Origin of the sequence: Cystobacter fuscus, assembly GCF_002305875.1 — a bacterium.
In the GTDB taxonomy this organism is placed as follows: Bacteria; Myxococcota; Myxococcia; order Myxococcales; family Myxococcaceae; genus Cystobacter; species Cystobacter fuscus_A.
Window position 1 is genome coordinate 7,568,861 of record NZ_CP022098.1, and the last position, 18,569, is coordinate 7,587,429.

The following is an 18,569-nucleotide window of genomic DNA, read 5'->3' on the forward strand; positions in this document are numbered from 1 at the left end:
GGGGCCTCTACAACCGGGGAACCAGGGCCGGCGCCCCCAGCCGCTCCAGGATGCGCTCCACCGGCTCGCTGTCGTGGCTCACGTCCGCCACCGCCGAGCGGTACTCCATCCGCGTCTGTTTCTCGACATCGGGCAGCAGGCGGCCGATGGCATTGCGTGCCGCTTCAACATTGCACTCCGGCAGGATGATGGCGAGGACGCCGTCCCCCAGGTGGCCGAGGATGTCCTGGGTGCGCAGCCGGGCGCGTATCACCGGGGGCACTCCCACCAACGACTCGTTGGCGACGGGGCGGTCCGGACGGAGCACCGCGAGGCTCACCGGCCGGCTGTAGCGCCGTCCCCGGCCCACCTCGTGATCCAGGCGCAGGAGCAGACCGCGCCGGTCATAGAGCCCGGTGACGGCGTCATTGCCGCTGCGGCGCACGGCCGGGGCGGCGCGCTCCAGCTCGGTCTCCTCCTTGCGCAGCTTGAGGGCGCGCTCGGTGCGCACGAGCAGCTCCATCGCGTTGAAGGGCTTGCTCATGTAGTCCACCGCGCCGAGGTTGAGCGCGCGCACCTTGTCGGCCACGCCCTGATGGGCCGACAGGAGGATGACGGGAATGCCCGCGGTGTCCGAGGAGGACTTGAGCGCCACGGCCGCGTCCAGCCCGTCCAGCTTGGGCAGGAAGACGTCCATCACCACCAGGTCCGGCTTGGACGAGCGGGCCCGCGCCAGACCCTCGGCGCCATCCCGCGCCACGTCCACGCGGTAGCGCGAGCGCAGCACCTCCACCAGCACCGCGGCGATCTCCGGCTCGTCCTCCACCACCAGCACGCGCGGCTGCTCGGTCGTCTCCTTGTTGGGCAGGTTCTGCACGGCACGCTGGACCTCGTGCGCCAGCGGCAGCGTGAAGATGAACGCGGCGCCACCCTCGGACGGGGCCTCGGCCCAGATCTCCCCGCCATGCAGCTCCACGAACTCCTTGCAGATGGCCAGCCCCAGCCCCGTGCCACCGCCCGCCTTGGCTCCGCTGCGGTAGCGATCGAAGACGAGCGGCAGCTCCTCGGGAGGAATGCCCTTGCCATCGTCCTGGACCACGATGCGCGCCACGTCCCCGTCCGGGCGCACCAGCCGCGAGGCGCGCACCACCACCTGCCCCGCGTTCTTCGCGTGGTGGATGGCGTTGGTGATGAGGTTCTGCAACACCTCGTGCAGCTTGAGCTCGTCGCCGATGAGCATCATGCGCTCGGGCGCCTCGGCCCGCAGGGCGACGCCCCGCTCCTTGGAGAGGATTCCCAGCTCGCTCACGCTCTCGCGGCAGAGCACCGAGATGTCCAGCACGCGCGGCTCGATGGACAGGCGCGCCACGTCCCCCTTGCCCCGCTCCAGCAGCGACTCCACCAGCCCGAGGATCTTCCGGCCCTGGCGGATCATCGCCTCGGCGGACTGCTTCTGCATCTCGTCCAGCTCGCCCTCGAGCAAGAGCCGCCCATGCCCCAGCAGCACCTGCAACGGAGCGCGCAGGTCATGGCTGCACACCGCGATGATCTCGTCCTTGAGTCGGTTCAGGTCCTTGAGCCGGCGGTTGGCGTCCGACAGCTCGCGGTAGCGCTCCACGTAGGCGAGCTCCAGCTCGTCGCGCTTCTTCTTGAGGCTGGTGTGCAGGCGCGCGTTGCGGATGCAGTTGGCGAGCGCCGCGCCCACCGCCTGGGCGAACTCCTGCTCGTCGCGGTTGAAGCCCTCGGTGCCGTGGGAGATGCGCAGGAAGAGCGCCCCGAGCAGCTCGTCCTGGCACACCAGCGGCTGCACGAGGATGGAGCGCACGCCGAGCGACGCCATGGCGGGATGCACCTCGGCCATGAGTGGATCCCGCTGCGCCTCCTCCACCAACACCTGCTGCCGCGTCTCCAGCGCCCGACGCAGCTCGGGGTAGCGCGCCAGGTCCACGTCCAGCGACAGGCCCGGGTCCTCCATGGTGGCCACCACGCTCGCGGTGCGCGAGTTGCTGTCCTCCACCAGCACCACCGAGCAGCGGTCCGCGTTGATGACCGCCCCCACCTTCTCCACCACCAGGCGCAGGATGTCCTCCAGCTCCAGCGAGCTGGTGGCCACCTGGGTGATCTCCAGCAGCCGCTCCATGCGGTTGCGCGTGCGCGCCATGAGCCGCCGCTCGCGCAAGGCCGTGTCCAGCCGCGTGGTGAGCTCCTCCAGGTTGCGCACCCAGTCATCCGCGGGCAGCTTGCGCAGCACCTCCGAGCGCGTCCGGGTGAGATCCGCCAGCACCCGCAGCTCGCGCAGCCGGGCATCCTGGCGGATGGCCTCGAGCGCCTCGGTGGCGCGCTTGCCCGTGGCGGACACGAGCACCGCATCCGGCCGCGACGACTCGGCCAGGCGCGGCAACTCGTCCAGGTCCTCGGTGATGACCCACTGGAAGCCCGCATGCGACAGATGCGCGAGCAGGACCTCGTTGGTCTTACGTGCTCCAATCACCAGGACGCGGCCACGAGGCCCCGCCAGTTCCGCTCTCAAGGAATCCCCCATGGTTCCTGGTCCTTTCCTAAGGGGTGAAAAGACCAGCGATTTTCCAACTTGGCGTCAGCCGTCATGCGCGGCTCCAAATCATGCCGTCGAAGCGCGTGGGGGGCCAGCGTGGCGAACCGCGCGAGTCAGGGCAAGCGTCATGATTCAACTCCCCCACGTAGGAACCCCACCGGCCCCAGGACAAAGCGCTTCCTTTCTCGTCTGCCCTGAATCCAACACATGGGGAGGGCTGCTTCCTCCCTACCCGATGGGATCCCTCCCCTCCCCGGCAGCCGAGCCCCTGGGCCCGGTCCAGAGCGAGTAGACCCGTATGATGCACCGCACGACGCCCCCCGGCCTCCCGTCGGACATGGACATCGAGAAGATGTCGCGAGCCTCCCGCATGGATTGGCTGTCGGGCGGTGGGGAGATGGGCGAGCTCATCCGATCCATGGATTGGTCCGCCACGCCCCTGGGTCCCGTCGAGTCCTGGCCCCAGAGCTTGCGCACCACCGTCAGCCTCTGCCTGTCCTCCACCTTCCCCCTCCTGATCGCCTGGGGACCCGAGCGCGTGCAGATCTACAACGACGCCTACCGCCCCATCTGCGGCGCCAAACACCCCCAATCCATGGGGCAGCGCTTCAACGAGTGCTGGGCCTCGGCGCTTCCCGCCGTCGGGGCCGTGGTCGACCGGGCCCAGGCGGGCACCGGCTCGTACCTCGAGAACCTGCCCATGATCCTCGACCGGTACGGCTACCTGGAGGAGGCATTCATGACCTTCTCCTTCAGCCCCATCCGCGACGAGTCGGGAAACGTCGGCGGCCTCTTCCACCCCATCACCGAGACCACCGACAAGATGCTCAGCTCCCGGAGGACCCAGGCGCTGCAACACCTCGCCGCGCGGCTCGGCGACGTGAAGTCCCTGGCCGAGGTGGGCGAGCGGCTGAGCCAGGCCGCCGGGGAGTCCGTGCTCGATCTGCCCTTCCTGCTCTACTACCAGTTCGACGAGGCGGGCCGGCATGCCCGGCTGCTCGGAGGCACCGGGCTCGCGCCGGACAGCGTGGCCCGGCCGGCCGAGCTCGATCTCGGGGGCCCGGACGAGCCGTGCTGGCCGCTGGCCCGGGTGCTGGAATCGCGGCGGATGGAGCGGGTGGAGGATCTGCGGAGCCGGTTCGGCGCCTGGATCTGCGAGCCCTACGAGGAGCCTCCCCATCAGGCACTGCTCATTCCCCTGCTGCCGGTGGGCGCGGCCTCCCCCACCGGGTGCCTGGTGGCGGGCATCAGCGTGCGGCGCGCCCTGGACGCGAGCTACCGCGCCTTCTACGAGCTGCTGGGCAACACCGTGACGACCGCCCTCACCAACGTCCGGGCGCACGAGGAGGAGCAGAAGCGCGCCGCGGCCCTCGCCGAGATCGATCGCGCCAAGACGGCCTTCTTCTCCAACGTGTCCCACGAGTTCCGCACGCCCCTGACCCTGATGCTGGGGCCGCTGGAGGACTCGCTGGCGGATCTCCAGGAGCCGCTGTCCGACGGGCAGCGCCAGCGGCAGCAGCTCATCCACCGCAACGGCCTGCGGCTGCTCAAGCTCGTCAACTCCCTGCTGGACTTCTCCCGCATCGAGGCGGGCCGGGTCCAGGCCAGCTACCGGCCCACCGACCTGTCCCAGCTCACCGTGGACCTGGCGAGCGCCTTCGAGTCGGCGATGGCCCAGGCGGGACTCACGTACACCGTCACGGCGCCCTCCCTCCCCGAGCCCGTCTACGTGGACACCGACTTCTGGGAGAAGATCGTCCTCAACCTCATCTCCAACGCCTTCAAGTTCACCCTGAAGGGCGGCGTCGACGTCCAGCTCACCCCGCGCGAGGGCCGGGTACGGTTGACGGTGCGGGATACCGGAACCGGCATTCCCGAGGCCGAGATGCCTCGTCTGTTCGAGCGCTTCCACCGCGTGGAGACCACCCGGGGCCGCACCTACGAGGGCACGGGCATCGGACTGGCGCTGGTGCAGGAGCTGGTGAGGTTGCAGGGCGGCTCGCTCCGCGCGGAGAGCGTGGAGGGACAGGGCAGCGCGTTCCATGTCGAGCTGCCCTTCGGCCATGCCCACCTGGATCCCTCGCGCGTCGATCCGCGCGACAAACCCCTGGGCTCGCAATCCTTGAGCGCGGCCTTCGCCGAGGAGGCGCTGCGCTGGTTGCCCGATGCGGTGGAAGGCCCCCCTGCCCCGGCGCCCGTCACCCCGCAAGAGCCCGTCTCCCCGTCGTGCTCGAGCAGCAGCTCATCGGCATCGTCAGCCACGATCTGCGCAGTCCCATCTCGGCCATCGTCATGTCGACGCAACTGATGCTGCGCCGCATGGACCTGGACGAGAAGACGGCGAAGATGGCCGCGCGCATCCAGACCAGCGCGGAGCGTGCCAACCGGATGATCCGCGACCTGCTCGACTTCACCCAGGCCCGGCTGGGCGGGGGTCTGCGCATCGAGCGCGCGCCCACGGCGCTGCATGACATCGTCTGGCACGCCGTGGAGGAGGTGAAGCTCGCGCATTCCGAGCGCGAGTTCCTCCTCGACATGGACGAGATGCCCACCGGCGAGTGGGACGCGGATCGGCTCTCCCAGGTGGTGATCAACCTCGTGACCAACGCGGTGAAGTACAGCCCCGTGCCCAGCCCCGTGCACATCCAGGTCCGCAAGCGGACCCACCAGGCCTTGATCGAGGTGCACAACGGCGGCGAGCCCATCTCCCCGGCCCTGCTCCCCCTGCTCTTCGAGCCCTTGCAGCGCGGCGGGCAGAGCGTGGACAAGGCGGGCCGGAGCATCGGCCTGGGGCTCTACATCGTGGAGCAGATCGTCCGCGCGCATGGCGGTACGGTCAGCGTCCAATCGACCATCCAGAGTGGCACGACCTTCTCGGTCCACCTGCCCCTCCAGGTTTGACGCGGTCCGGCCTGACAGGAGCCGGTCCTCCTGACCTAGAGTGCGCCCCCATCATGGCCCACTCCCCTCTCCGTCAGGCAGTGCCCGCCTCGGCGCTGGTGTCCTTGTTGGCGCTCGCGTGCAACAACCCCCCGCCCGTCACCATCCCGGACCCCCCCCAGGTCACCGTGCGCCTGGAGGAGACGAGCACCGTGGGACGCGGCTTCAAGCTCTCCATCTCCACCTCCGGGTGCGATCAGGTGCAGCGGCTGGAGCTGTTCAACGACACCACGCGCATCAAGCAGGTGCCCTACGGCGGCAATCCCACCCCGGTGGAGCTGGCTCGCGACGAGATCAGCTACGCGCAGGGCCTCGCGGTGCCCCTGTCCCTGAGCGCCCGCGTCACCTGCGCCGATGGCCGCACCAATGTCTCCCAGGGCCAGGTGGCCACCTTCTTCCCCGTGGAGGAGGTGGTGGAGCCGGCCACGGCCAACACCCAGGTGGTGCCGGACTACTTCGTCGTCGACGGCAGCGGCAACTCCGTGTCGTTCATCGGCTGCGCGATGGATGGCACCCGCCCGTTCCTCTACCGGGTGGACAAGAGCAACCCGAGTTCCGCCCAGCGCGTGGAGATCAACTTCCCCTGTGACGCGACCACGCTCATCACCGACCGCAAGCCAGCCGGCACGGGCACCCGCTGGGTCTGGACGCCGGGCCGGGGCCTGCTCTCCCTCGACGCGAGCTTCAAGGTCATCTACTCGACCAACGCCGCCGTGGAAAACCTCGTGGTGGCCGCCGACGGCAATGCCTTCATCTACAACGTCACGGGCCTCTATCTGGTCACGCCCCAGGGGCAGGTGCGCTGGAGCCGGGAGTACACCGGAGCGGCGAACCCTCTTCCCGGCCGGCCCGCGGGAGATCCCGTCCACATCACCAGTGGGACCCAGGCGGGCCGGGTCCTGGTGCCCCTGCGCGAGGAGCACACCGAGACCGTCAACCTCCGCGTGGTGGTCCTGGACTACGCCACCACCGACCCCAACGGGAAGCAGCTCGCCCAGTACGAGATCGATGAACTCAATCCCATCCAGGCGGCCTGGACGGCGTTCAACGACACCGGCACGGTGATGTACCTGGGCACGCAGCAACAAGGTTCGGCGACCGTCCGCGCCTGCGCCCTCGGGCAGACCAAGCCCTGCCAGTCCACGTATCCCCAGTCCCGGCTGTGGATCAGCGATCCGATTCCGGGCGCCCTCGCCGCGCTGATTCCGTACGCCAACAACAACCGCCTGGCGGTCATCACCTCCAACCGCTTCTGGTTCATGGACGTGAAGCGCAACTCGCCCACCGAGAGCCGGATCATCAACAAGGATCAGCAGGCCCTCACGCCCACCGGCGCGCTGGTGGGACGCTTCGCCCAGCCCGGCAAGGACGACGCGTTCTTCATGTTCAACAGCGCGCCCGGCACGAGCGATGTCCCCAACCCCTACCCGGTGGAGATCGTCGCCACGGACGCGGCCGAGCAGGGCCTGCTCTACCGCTATCAAATCCCAGGCGGCCTGAGCCTCTACGGGGCCCTGGACGACGCCGGCACGCTCTGGATGCGCGCGGGCCGCAAGCTGGTGAAGCCCTACTCTCTGACCGAGTACCGGCAGTTGCGTTGAGCGGCGCTCACCCCGCGAAGGGCAGACCCTCGGTCTTGCCCTCGAGGTCCGCCCTCGAGGCCCACCCCAACAGCCCGGTGGAGGACTTCACGAGGTAGAACTCCTCGCCCGGGCGCCCCGAGGTGTCCGCGGCGAGCACCTGGATGCGTGAGTCCTGCGCCAGGGTGGCCACCGGCGTCTTGTCGCTCCGGCCCTGGACGATGGGGAAGGACTGCTTCACCTTGCACTCGACGCCCACGGCGTAGAGGGGCTGGGGCACCGCGCGGATCTTCCACGCCGGGCGATCCAGGACGTACTTCTCCCGCTTGTTCCAGAAGCCCATCCAGGAGTCCGAGAGGATGATGCCATTGCCCTTGGCCTCGGTCAGGGCGTGGACCTCGCCCAGGGGCTTGAGCGTCTTGCCATCGAAGCCATAGAGGAAGACACGGTGGTCGCTGTCCGTCTGGCCCGTGGTGATGGCGATGTCCTTCCACTTGTCGCCGCGGTCCAGGTCCACGACCTCCACTCCACCCTCGTTGGGATCCTCGGTCTTCGCCCGGACGCTGGCGCTTCCCACCTGGAGGGTGAAGCCCCCCTGATCCACGTCCCACTTCACGGTGATGGACTCCGGCTTGCCATCCCCATCGAGGTCCGCGCGCACGGGCTCGGCGGCCAGCACCGGAAGAGACAGCAACACGGGAGACAGGGCGATCAGGACTCGAGCCTTCATGGAAGCGACCTCGGGGAAAAGGGGCGGACATCCTACCGGCCCGGCGCCTGTTTCCACGGGAGCCCGGGTGATGACTAGACTGATGGGCATGGAACGCCTCCGCTCCACCCCGTCCACCGCCACCTCCGAGGACGTTCCGTCCCTCCCCTCCGCCTTGGAGGTGCCGGACAACAGACGCCAGGCCGTTCCGCTACTCGATCGGCTGAACGCCCTGCGCTCGGAGGGCGTCACGCCGGACGAGGTGGCGTCCTTCCTGGACGGACTCGTGAGGCCCCTGGGCCCGGAGGAGTCCCCGCGGAGCCGCGCGGACCTCCTGTTGAAGGTGCTGGAGGACGAGCGGCTGTGCACCCTGACCACCTCCGATGGGCGACAGGTGGGCGGCGCGGCCCTGGAGGCCTTGCAGGAGCTGGGCTTTCCCTTCGCGCTCGAGGTGACCCCCACCATGCTCGCCCGGGTCCGCGAGCATCAGGCCGCCGCCAGGCCCATGACCGGCATCCCGGGCGGGCTGGGCGCGGCCGTGGCCAGCGCCGCGTTGGTCTGGGCGGTGTACCTGCCCACCGTCCCAGCGGAGTACAAGATCTGGCTCTCCGTGCTGCTGCTCGGACCCGTGGCGATATCGGCCCTCGCCAGGTGGGGCGACCTTCCGTCGCTCCATCGCATCGCCAACCTCGCTCAGTGGCTGGTGGGCCTGGCGTGTCTGCTCGCGGCCTTCAACACGGAGAAGGTCTCCACGACCCTCACCCTGGGCTTCGCCGGAGTCCTGGCGCACCTCTCCGCCTGGCTCCTGCGCAACGGCCCTTCGAAGGGGCCGCCTCCGCCGGAGCCCGAGCGCTGAACCCCCACGCCGCCGGCTCAGGGCCGGTCCGCGACGAGCAGCGCCTCGACGTTGCCCGCGGGGCCCGGCACGGTGGAGTCCATCACCCCGCGCACCGTGAGGCCCTGCCGCTGGACGAAGGCGACCGTGGAGTCGATGGCCTCCTGGCGCGCGGCCACGTCCCGCACCACGCCGCCCTTGCCCACCCGATCCGGCCCCACCTCGAACTGGGGCTTCACGAGCGCCACCAACAGGCCCTTGGGCTTGAGGAAGGGCAGCACCGCGGGCAGCACCTGCGTGAGCGAGATGAAGCTCACGTCGATGACCACCACGTCCACCGGCTCGGGCAGATCCTCGGCGGTGAGGTAGCGGGCGTTGACGCGCTCGCGCGAGCGGATGCGCGGATCCGTGCGCAGCTTCTCGTGGAGCTGCCCATAGCCCACGTCGATGGCATGCACGCGCACGGCCCCCTCTTGCAGGAGGCAGTCGGTGAAGCCGCCCGTGCTGGCGCCGATGTCCGCCGCCACCCGGCCGCGCATGTCCAGGCCGAAGCGATCGATGGCGGCCTTGAGCTTCAACCCACCCCGCGACACGTAGGGCAACACCTCGCCCTTGAGTCGCAGTTCCGCCTCCACGGGCACCAGCGAGCCGGGCTTGTCCACGCGTTGATCGCCGACGACCACCTGGCCGGCGAGGATGAGGGCCTGGGCCTTGGTCCGCGACTCCGCGAGCCCCCGCTCCACCACCAACACGTCCAGCCGCTCCTTGCGCGGCTTCATGGTGCTTCCTCCTCGAGCAACGCCTGGGCCGCGCGTCGCAACCCCGCGGCATCAAGGCCCAGGTGCGCCCGCTGCACGCGCGCATCTCCATGGGGGACGAAGACATCCGGCATGCCGAGCAGCGTCACCCGGGCCTTCACGCGCCGGGCGGCGAGCACCTCCAACACCGCGCTGCCCAGGCCTCCGTGCGTCGTGCCCTCCTCCGCCACCACCAGACGCCCACAGGCGGCGGCTTCCAGCACGGCCGCCTCGTCGAGCGGGGTGACGAAGCGCGCGTCCACCACGCTCCAGTCCGGCTCCGCCGCGGCGGCCTCCAGCGCGGACAGGGCGAGTGGCCCCAGGGTGAGCAGGCACACGCGCGGAGCCCGCGCCCGCTTCAACCAGCGCGCGCCCCGTCCCGTCCCCAGCGGCTCGGGCGTGAGTCCGGCCGGCCACTCCGGCAAGGTGCCCCGGGGAAAGCGCATCAGCGAGGGGCCCGGCAGCGCGAGCGCGGTGGCGAGCAACTCCGGCACGTCCCCACCCGTCACCGGTGCCATGAGCGTGAGGCCGGGAATGGGCCGCAGCGAGGCCACGTCGTAGGTGCCCTGGTGCGTGGCGCCATCCGCCCCCACGAGGCCCGCGCGATCCACGGCGAAGAGCACGGGCAGGCCCGGCAGGCAGACGTCGTGGATGATCTGATCGTACGCGCGCTGCAGGAACGTCGAGTAGATGGCGCACACGGGCCGCAGTCCCGTGGCGGCCAGGCCCGCGCAGAAGGTGACGGCGTGAGACTCGGCGATGCCCACGTCGAAGACGCGCTCGGGGAAGCGCTGCTGGAGCCGCACCAGGGCGCTGCCTTCCAGCATGGCCGGCGTCACCGTCACCACGCGCGCGTCTCGCACCATCAGCTCTTCCACGGCGGAGGCGAAGGCCTCGCTGAAGGTGCGCTGGCCCCCGCGCGAGCGCACGAGCTTCCCATCCCGCCACTCGTACGGGCCCATGGCGTGGCCGCGCGTCTGGAGATCCGCCTCGGCGGGGGGAAAGCCCCGGCCCTTGCGCGTGAGCACGTGCACCACCACCGGGCGCGACGAGGTGCGCGCCTCGCGCAGCGCGTGCAGGAGCGTGGGCAGATCGTGTCCGTCCAGGGGCCCCAGGTAGGTGAAGCCGAGCCCCTCGAAGAAGGCCCGGGCCCCGCTCGTGCGCAGCAGCGCGGGGATGGCGCCCACGTTGGCGGAGATGGACATCTGGTTGTCGTTGAGCACCACCACCAGCGGCAGGTGCGAGCCCCCGGCGTTGTTGAGCCCCTCGAAGGTGAGGCCCCCGGTGAGGGCTCCGTCACCCACCACCGCCACCGCGTGCCCGGGCAGCCCGCGCAGCCGCCGGCCCTGGAGCATGCCCAGCGCGGCGGAGACGGCGGTGCTCGCGTGGCCCGCGGCCAGGGCATCGTGCGGGCTCTCGCGGGGATCCAGGAAGGGCGCGATGCCCCCGGCCTGGCGCAGGGTGTCCATGCGCTCGCGCCGGCCGGTGAGCAGCTTGTGGGCGTAGGCCTGGTGGCCCACGTCGAAGACGAGCGCGTCCTGGGGCGAGTGGAAGACGCGGTGCAGGGCGACGATGAGCTCCACCGCGCCCAGCGAGGCACCCAGGTGGCCGCCCACGCGGCCACACAGGGCGATGATGTCCTCCCGCAGCTCCTCGCACAGACGGGGCAGGTCGGACTCGGGCAGGGCCCGGAGGTCCTTCGGTTCGTGGATGCGCGGCAGGAGCCGCTCCGTCACGAGCTGCGCTCCACCGAGTAGCGCGCGAGCGCCGCCAGCGGACCCGAGCGGGGCTCCAGCGGGGCCACGGCGGCGATGGCGTCGGCCACCTTGCGCGCCGCGAGCTGCTTGGACTCCTCCAGGCCCAGCACCGCCGGGAAGGTGTGACGTCCGGCGGCGGCGTCCGCGCCCACGGGCTTGCCCAGGGTGGACGCGTCGCTCGTGACGTCCAGCACGTCATCGGCGATCTGGAAGGCGAGCCCCACCGCGTCCCCGTAGGCGTCCGCGCGGGCGAGCGCATCGGCACTGCCACCCGCGGCGATGACGCCCATGCGGCACGCGGCGCGGATGAGGGCGCCCGTCTTCAGGCGATGCATCCGGGTGAGGTAGTCGATGTGGGCCGGCCGATCCTCGGCGATGTCCAGCACCTGGCCGCCCACCATGCCCGAGGAACCCGCGGCCACGGCCAGCTCGCGGCAGAGCGCGGCGCGCATCGGCTCGGGGCCGCCGGCCACCAGGGCGAAGGCATCCGTGAGCAGCGAGTCGCCCGCGAGGATGGCCATCGCCTCGCCGTACACCTTGTGGTTGGTGGGCACGCCCCGGCGCAGATCGTCGTCGTCCATGGACGGCAGGTCATCGTGCACGAGCGAGTAGGTGTGGATGAACTCGAGCGCGCACGCGCAGTCCTCCACCACCCGCGACACGGTGCTCTGCTGGAGCACGGCCTCGGCGAAGCTCAGGCACAACACCGGACGCAGCCGCTTGCCACCCGCCAGCAGCGAGTAGCGGATGGACTCGAGCAGGCGGGGGGGCACATGGGTCCCCAGCTCCTCCGTGCGCGAGCGCAGCAGCGCTTCCACCCGCTGCTGCTGGGTGTTCAGGTAGGCATCCAGATCGAAAGACGACATGTCAGGTGACCTCGGGCGTGGGCTGTGGAAGGAGCTGGCGCAGACGGCGGATCAGCGCCTCCAGGTCCAGGGGCTTCACGAAATAATCCGCGGCGCCGGCTTCCGCGCCGCGCCGCTTGTCCTCGGGCTCCCCACGTCCACTGATGAAGATGATGGGGATGTCGCGGAACTGTTCGTTCTTCTTGACGGCCTTGCACAACTCGAAGCCATCGATCCAGGACATGTTCACGTCCATGAGGATGACGTCGGGCCGCTTGAGTTGGAGGGAGGCGATGAGCCGCAGACCGTTGGCGGCGGCGTTGACCTCGAAGTCCTCGGACTCCAGGGCGAGCGAGAGCAACTCGCGCGTGTCGCGGTCATCGTCGACGATGGTGACCTTGGGCTTGGACATGAGATGGCCGGGGTGGGGGGTCGTCGTCCCTGGACAAACTAGAACGGCACATCATCCTCGGGAGGGGGGGTGGCCGCTCGGGAAGCGGCCGGGCTGCTCCGGGCCGGAGCGGGAGTGGCGGGCACCGGGGGCTTCACGCCCGCCTGCAGCGCCACCACCTCGTCCTGCCCATCCGCGGACAGCAGCTCCTCGATGCGCTTCTCCGCCGCGTTGAGCAACTGCTCACCCCGGCGCACCAGCTTGATGCCCTCCTCGAAGGACTTGAGCGACTCCTCGAGCGAGAGGGTGCCGCCCTCGAGCCGGGCCACCATCTCCTCGAGCTTCTGCACCACGTCCCCGTACTGTTCGGGCACCGCCTCCGCCGCCTTGCCCCTGCTGTCCTTCGCCACGGTGTGTCCACCTCGAGAGAAAGAGCCGGCGGACTCTATAGAGGAGGCCATCTCCAGGTTCCAGAGGGACCTGAGGGGGGTTGGTTAGCAATCCACCGGACCCTTCACGGCCGTCACGGTGGCCTCGATTTCCTCACATCCCTGGAGCGTCCTGGCCCCGGCGCTGGCGAACTTGATGCCGAGCAGCTCACCGGGCTGGACGTCCGCGATGGAACGCACCACGCCCCCGTCGCGCCGCCGGACGGTGACGGCGTAGCCGCGGGACATGACCTTGAGGGGGCTCAGGGCATCCAGCCGGCCCTCCAACCCCTGGAAGTGACGCTGGGCGTGGGCGAGCGCGTCCTTCTCCAGGGCCACCAGGCGGGCCTTGTGCTCGGCCAGCCGGGCGCGCAGCTCGGCCACCCGCGCCACCGGGGAGACACGCTCCAGCCGCAAGCGGGCCTGGGCCGCCCGGGCCCGGCGCGCCGCCACGTCCGCGCGCAGCGCGTCCTTGAGCCGGGCGGACAGCTGCACCAGACGCGCGCGCTGCTCGGCCAGCCGCGACTGGGGCCGCTGGCGTTGCAGGTGCTCGGTGTGGGCCCGGAGATCCTCCCGGTGCCGCCGGAGCACCAGACGCATCTGCCGCGTCATGGCCTCCTCGGCGTCCGCCAGCCGCAGCCGCTCGTTGGACAGGCGCCGGCGGGGATCCACCAGCCCGCCCCGCGCCTGCCCCAGGGCGCCGCGCAACTCCAGGACGCGGCGCTCGACCGCCTTGCGCAGCCGCACCGACCAGGTGGCCAGGCCGTACTCCAGCTCCTGCAGCACCGGCGCGAGCCGCTCCGCCGCCGCGCTGGGCGTGGGCGCGCGCCAGTCCGCCACGAAGTCCGCGATGGTGAAGTCAATCTCGTGCCCGATGGCGGACACCACCGGCACGGGCGAGGCGAAGATGGCGCGCGCCACGCGCTCCTCGTTGAACGTCCAGAGATCTTCCTTCGAGCCGCCGCCGCGCGTGACGACGATGACGTCCACGTCCGTGCGCGACAGGCGCTCGATGCCGCGGGCCACCTCCTCGGCGGACCCCTCGCCCTGCACGCGCGCGTCACACAGCAGCACGGACAGGCGCGGGTGGCGCGAGTGCAACACGCGCAGGAAGTCCTGCAGCGCCGCGCCGGTGCGGCTCGTCACCACGCCGATGCGCCGGGGCAGGAAGGGCAGCGGGCGGGGCGGCCGGACGCGGTTGTCGCCAATGAGCCCCTCGGCGGCCAGCCGTGCCTTGAGCTGCTCGAAGGCGAGCGCCAGTGCCCCCTCCCCTTCCGGCTCCAGCTTGAAGGCGATGAGGCTGTAGCGCCCCGAGGGCGCGTAGAGGTCCACGCTGCCCTCGACCACCACCGCGAGCCCGTCGCGCAGGTGGAAGCGCAGCCGCGCCGCCTGCGAGGCCCACATCTTCACGTCGATCGACGCCTCCGCGTCCTTGAGCGTGAAGTACAGGTGGCCGCGGGCGTTGGCGCCCCGGAAGCCGGACACCTCGCCACGCACCAGCACCCGGGGGAAGCGCGACTCGAGGGTCGTCTTGATCTGCTGGGTGAGCTCGCCCACGGTGAGCACCGTGCGCGTGGGCGCCGCCGGGCGCGCGGGCGCTCCGGGCAGCGGGGACAGCGACGTGGACACGTCCGCCAGCGCCGCGGGCGGCACGGGTGCGGGGGGCCGGGCGGGAGGCTCGGGCGGCTTGGGCGCCACGACCTCCACCGCCGGCGGAGCCAGGGGAAGAAGAGCCCCGCCGAACAGATCTCCCTGTCCGGCCGGAGGGGCGGGAGGAGCCTCGCCCGTCGCGCGCCGCTTCTTCATCGCTTGAGCTTCTCGACCCAGCCCTTGGCCTTCTGGTGCGTCTCGTCATCCGGCGACGTCATGGACATGACCTCGCGGAACTTGGGCAGCGCCTCCTCGGGATCGGTGTCCTTCATGGCGTAGGCGCTCATGTAGACGTCCTTCGCCTTCTGGCGCATCTCGTTGACGATGTTGGCGGCGCCCGTGTTGCTCGGGTCGGCCTGGAGGGCGCGCTGGGCATAGTCCATCGCGCGGCCCCACTGCCCGGACACCTTCGCCGACGAGGCCATCTTGTAATAGTTGTTGGCGGCGCGCTTGCCGGCCCCGGCGACGAGCTTGCTGCCGCGGCCGCTGGTGATCTTCCGGTCCAGCTCCAGCAGGCGCGTCAGGCCCCGGTCATCCAGATCCTCCATCCGCTTGTAGAGCATGCCGAAGTCGCCGAGCTGGCTCGTGAGCGTCTTGCACTGCGGGGCCTTGGATGCGCAGTCGTTGGCGATGGCCATGGCGCCCTGCAGATCGCCATCGCGGTAGCGATCCACCGCTTGATCCCACGGCTTGGGCACCGCCTTGGGAGTGGGCGGAGGGGGCGGCGCGTCGCGCTCCGCGATGGCGCGCGCGGCCTGCTCGTTGACGACCTTGGCGTCGCGGTGCTCCGGGAAGGCCACGAGCACGTCGTCGGTGATGGCCTTGGCCTGATCCAACTGCTTCTGCGTCAGGAGCGACTGGGCCTCGCCCACGCGCTTGTCGGCCTTGTCCTTCAGCTCCCGGCGCAACGAGCCCACCACCTCGAACATCTGGGTGTCCTGGGACACCTTGGCCAGGGAGGTGAACGCCGGGCCGAGCTGGTTCTGCGCCAGCGCCGTCCGGGCCGCCTCGAGCGCCAGCTGGTTGGGAATCTCCTTCTCCACGCGCGCCAGGTAGTCGCCCACCTGCGGGTGGTCGGGCTCGGCCTCCTTGAGCTCGAGCAGCCGCGCCTTGGCGTCGGTCCACTTGCCGTCGCGGATGAGGTTCTTGGCCTCCTGGAAGAGACCGGCGATCTGCTCGCGCTGCAGCTGGGCGGCCTGGGCGCTCTGGCGCAGGGTCTCGGCCTGCCGCTGCTGCTGCACCTTCATGACGAGCAGCACGACCGCCAGGAGCACGAAGACGGACGCGGAGATCACCAACAGGCGCTTCTTGCGCTTCTGCGCCTCGGGATCCGCCGCCGCCGCGCGGCCCCGGCCCGGGCGCACCCGCGACTCGGGACGGGGCGGAGGACGCCGGGGGGCGATCGCCGCCTCCCCATTCCCCTCCTCCCCTTCCTCCTCCGCGGCGGGCGCCGCCGGGGCGGCCGCGGTGCGGGTACGTGCCGGGCGCGCGGGCGGTGCCGAGGGCATCGGCATCATCATCGTGGCATTGGAGGCGTCGTTGAAGGTGAGCTCCGTGTCGCCCAGCGTGAGCACGGCGCCGGAACTCAGGGGCGTCTCCTCGCTCAGGGGCTCGCCATTCATCAGGGTGCCGTTACCGGACCCCAGATCGTTCACCGTCCAGCCTCCGCCCAGGCGCCGGATGAGCACGTGCCGACGGGACACCGAGGAGTCCGGGATGCAGATGGGGTTGTCGTTGGCACGGCCGATGACGTACTCGCCATCCTCCAGACCGAACTCCTGACCGGCGCAGGGACCCGCGGTGCACACCAGCTTCGTGGCCGACGGCGGGAGGGGCTCCCGCTCGGGGGCACGAGGCGCGGCGGCGGCGGTGGGACTCCTACGCGCTCCGGGACGCGGACGCGCGGCGCCGCCCGAGGGGGCGTCCGACGAGGAACTGGTCGTGGGGCGACGACGGGTGGGAGGGGAACCGTTCGACATGGGAAGTCACCGCTTCATTTCGTACACGGAGACGGGCGTCACGGCCCGTGCTCGATGGCCTTCTGGGGCCGATTGTGACAGCGATGCGCCCCGGGAGGAAAGCTCCGGTTGATTTCGCCGGGCACCGGGGCCGCCCGCTCGGTGGCCTTGAACTGGATGTCGCGCTGGAAATCCAGCCCCAAGTGGCCAGATGTCCGCTCCAGGTCGACCGTCAACCGGCCGGGCATGAGGCGGACCCCCGGGTCCAGGTCCGACGGGCCCTGGAGTGCCTCGGGGGATGCTCCTCGTCCGCGCGGGAGGTCCTCCCCGCGCGGACTAGCTGCCGACGTCGCCGAACATGAACTGGAACACGATGGGCCCGAAGAGCACCATGAACACCGTGGGGAAGATGCACGCGATGAGCGGGAAGAGCATCTTCACCGGCGCCTCGCCGGCGAGCTTCTCGGCGCGCTGGGTGCGGTCGATGCGCAGCTGGGTGGACTGGATGCGCAGCACCTTGCCGAGGCTGGTGCCCATCTTGTCCGCCTGGATGAGCGCGGTGACGAAGGTGGTGAGCGACGGCAGGTCCACGCGAGCGATCATCGCCTTGAGGCCCTCCTCGCGCGTCTTGCCCATCTTGAGCTGCTTGAGGACGATCTGCAGCTCCTCGCGCAGCGGGCCCGCCTTGCCCTTCTCCACCACCTTGGCCAGCGCGCCCGTGAAGTCCAGGCCCGCCTCCACCGACAGCGTCAGCAGGTCCAGGTTGTAGGGCAGCGCCCGGGAGATGAGCAGGTGGCGCTTCTTCACCTGATCGTTCACCCAGATGAGCGGGTAGTACATGCCGAAGAGCAGGAAGAGCAGCGCCCAGGCCAGGTTCTCGCCGATGGCGTTCACCAGGATGAGCCCCGCCACCAGACCCACGGCGGCGGAGATCTCCTGCAGCGCCATGATGTCCTCGGGCTTGAAGGCCTGGGGCTCACCCGCCCGGATGAGGGCGCGGCGCATCTTGGTCTCGTAGCCCGGCCACATGAAGCGGCGGTTGAGCACGCCGAGCTTGCGGATGGCGACCGAGCTGAAGCCCGCGACGCCACCGGCCGACTCGTCGCGCACCTCCGAGACGAACTGCGAGAAGTAGTTCTGGTAGACGCCGAACCCGAAGAAGCCCACGGACGCCGCGAACATCAGCGCCGAGCCGCCCATCAGCGTCGTGGTGAGAACATCGCTCATGGCCGTTCCTTAAATGTCGATGTTGACGATGCGCCGGATGATGAGCACGCCCATGACTTCCATGAGCGCGATGATCGTCACCAGCACATACCCGAACCAGTGGTCCATCATCGGCTCCATCAGGTCGGGACGCATGTAGTTGAGCACCAGGCCGAGCACGCCCGGCATGGCCGCCACCACCCAGCCCTGCAGCTTGCCCTGGGAGGTGAGCGCGTCGATCTTCCCCTCGAGCCGGAAGCGCTCGCGGATGACGCTCGAGATGGTCTCGAACATCTCCGCCATGTTGCCGCCCAGCTGCCGCGCGATGTTGGTGGCCACCACCACCAGCTCCAGGTCGTCGCTGCCCACCCGGCGGCCCATGTTGATGAGGGCCTCCTCCAGGGGCACGCCCAGCTTGATCTCCTTGACGAAGAGACCGAACTCCTGGGCCAGCGGCGGCTGGGCCTCGCGCGCCACGTGCTCGATGGCCTGCGGGAACGTGAGGCCCGCCTTGAACGCATTGGCCATGGCCTGCAGCGCGTCCACCAGCTGCACGTTGAACTTCTTGATGCGCCGCTTGCGGTAGTGCTTCACCAGGATGATCGGCAGGAAGAAGCCGAAGATGGTGCACACCACGCACAGGATGGGGTTGAAGATGATGTACGACAGGATGCCCAGAAGGCACATGCTGGCGATGTTGAGCACCAGCAGCTGACGGGCATCGATGAAGAGGAACATGTCGCTCAAGTCGTTCATCGACTTGACGACGTAGCGCTCCTGATACTGCTCGTAGGCCTTCGCCAGCACGGTGAAGATCACCAGGCTGAAGAAGAAGACCGATCCGGTGACGAGGAGGAGGACGATTCCGGCCAGCATGGGCGAGGACTTCCTTCAGCGACGGGGGGAGGCCAGCAGCGGGGAGGAAGGGATCAAGCGGGGC

Annotated in this window: 16 protein-coding genes; 4 read left to right on the top strand and 12 right to left on the bottom strand. The window is 70.1% G+C overall.

The features are described from left to right. Window positions 1-7 precede the first annotated feature (7 nt). On the bottom strand, window positions 8-2,521 hold the full coding sequence (locus CYFUS_RS30505; protein WP_095988424.1) for an ATP-binding protein: 2,514 nt from the start codon (window positions 2,519-2,521) through the stop codon (window positions 8-10). Window positions 2,522-2,831: 310 nt separating this feature from the next. On the opposite strand from CYFUS_RS30505, the gene CYFUS_RS30510 reads away from it, so the two are divergent. The 3 genes from CYFUS_RS30510 to CYFUS_RS30520 are packed head-to-tail and all read left to right on the top strand — an operon-like array spanning window position 2,832 to window position 7,074. Continuing rightward, entirely contained in the window at window positions 2,832-4,841 is a 2,010-nt protein-coding gene (locus CYFUS_RS30510; RefSeq protein ID WP_232536905.1) for a sensor histidine kinase, read from the top strand. Then, window positions 4,760-5,434: a sensor histidine kinase gene (locus CYFUS_RS53135; protein WP_095988425.1), complete on the top strand. Its 675-nt coding sequence runs from the start codon at window positions 4,760-4,762 to the stop codon at window positions 5,432-5,434. The genes CYFUS_RS30510 and CYFUS_RS53135 overlap by 82 nt, the downstream gene beginning before the upstream one ends. Before the next feature lie 53 nt (window positions 5,435-5,487). Next, window positions 5,488-7,074 carry a hypothetical protein gene (locus tag CYFUS_RS30520; protein WP_095988426.1) on the top strand — a complete coding sequence of 529 codons (1,587 nt, stop codon included), beginning with the start codon at window positions 5,488-5,490 and terminating at the stop codon, window positions 7,072-7,074. Window positions 7,075-7,081: 7 nt separating this feature from the next. On the opposite strand, the gene CYFUS_RS30525 is transcribed toward CYFUS_RS30520, so the two are convergent. After that, the gene (locus CYFUS_RS30525; RefSeq protein ID WP_095988427.1) at window positions 7,082-7,783 is read right to left on the bottom strand and encodes a hypothetical protein; all 702 of its coding nucleotides are present in this window, start codon (window positions 7,781-7,783) and stop codon (window positions 7,082-7,084) included. Window positions 7,784-7,853: 70 nt separating this feature from the next. On the opposite strand from CYFUS_RS30525, the gene CYFUS_RS30530 reads away from it, so the two are divergent. Further along, entirely contained in the window at window positions 7,854-8,618 is a 765-nt protein-coding gene (locus tag CYFUS_RS30530; RefSeq protein ID WP_157758763.1) for a hypothetical protein, read from the top strand. Between the two features lie 17 nt (window positions 8,619-8,635). On the opposite strand, the gene CYFUS_RS30535 is transcribed toward CYFUS_RS30530, so the two are convergent. The 10 genes from CYFUS_RS30535 to CYFUS_RS30575 form a co-directional block, all read right to left on the bottom strand. Further along, window positions 8,636-9,376: a TlyA family RNA methyltransferase gene (locus tag CYFUS_RS30535; RefSeq protein ID WP_095988429.1), complete on the bottom strand. Its 741-nt coding sequence runs from the start codon at window positions 9,374-9,376 to the stop codon at window positions 8,636-8,638. Next, window positions 9,373-11,130: a 1-deoxy-D-xylulose-5-phosphate synthase gene (locus tag CYFUS_RS30540; protein WP_095988430.1), complete on the bottom strand. Its 1,758-nt coding sequence runs from the start codon at window positions 11,128-11,130 to the stop codon at window positions 9,373-9,375. Before CYFUS_RS30540 ends, CYFUS_RS30535 begins: the two co-directional genes overlap by 4 nt. After that, complete coding sequence (locus CYFUS_RS30545; RefSeq protein ID WP_095988431.1) at window positions 11,127-12,017, bottom strand: polyprenyl synthetase family protein; 891 nt, start codon at window positions 12,015-12,017, stop codon at window positions 11,127-11,129. The genes CYFUS_RS30540 and CYFUS_RS30545 overlap by 4 nt, the downstream gene beginning before the upstream one ends. A 1-nt stretch (window position 12,018) precedes the next feature. Then, window positions 12,019-12,408 (bottom strand): response regulator, encoded by a 390-nt coding sequence (locus tag CYFUS_RS30550; RefSeq protein ID WP_095988432.1) that lies wholly within the window; start codon window positions 12,406-12,408, stop codon window positions 12,019-12,021. 38 nt (window positions 12,409-12,446) lie between these two features. Next, complete coding sequence (gene xseB, locus CYFUS_RS30555; RefSeq protein ID WP_095988433.1) at window positions 12,447-12,797, bottom strand: exodeoxyribonuclease VII small subunit; 351 nt, start codon at window positions 12,795-12,797, stop codon at window positions 12,447-12,449. A gap of 84 nt (window positions 12,798-12,881) precedes the next feature. Then, entirely contained in the window at window positions 12,882-14,621 is a 1,740-nt protein-coding gene (xseA, locus tag CYFUS_RS30560; protein ID WP_095988434.1) for an exodeoxyribonuclease VII large subunit, read from the bottom strand. Further along, window positions 14,618-16,444 carry an FHA domain-containing protein gene (locus CYFUS_RS30565; RefSeq protein ID WP_232536906.1) on the bottom strand — a complete coding sequence of 609 codons (1,827 nt, stop codon included), beginning with the start codon at window positions 16,442-16,444 and terminating at the stop codon, window positions 14,618-14,620. The genes xseA and CYFUS_RS30565 overlap by 4 nt, the downstream gene beginning before the upstream one ends. A gap of 38 nt (window positions 16,445-16,482) precedes the next feature. Then, window positions 16,483-16,626: a hypothetical protein gene (locus CYFUS_RS51075; RefSeq protein ID WP_157758764.1), complete on the bottom strand. Its 144-nt coding sequence runs from the start codon at window positions 16,624-16,626 to the stop codon at window positions 16,483-16,485. 133 nt (window positions 16,627-16,759) lie between these two features. Beyond that, the gene (locus CYFUS_RS30570; protein WP_095988436.1) at window positions 16,760-17,650 is read right to left on the bottom strand and encodes a type II secretion system F family protein; all 891 of its coding nucleotides are present in this window, start codon (window positions 17,648-17,650) and stop codon (window positions 16,760-16,762) included. Between the two features lie 9 nt (window positions 17,651-17,659). Beyond that, window positions 17,660-18,505 (bottom strand): type II secretion system F family protein, encoded by an 846-nt coding sequence (locus CYFUS_RS30575; RefSeq protein WP_002624351.1) that lies wholly within the window; start codon window positions 18,503-18,505, stop codon window positions 17,660-17,662. Window positions 18,506-18,569 lie beyond the last annotated feature (64 nt).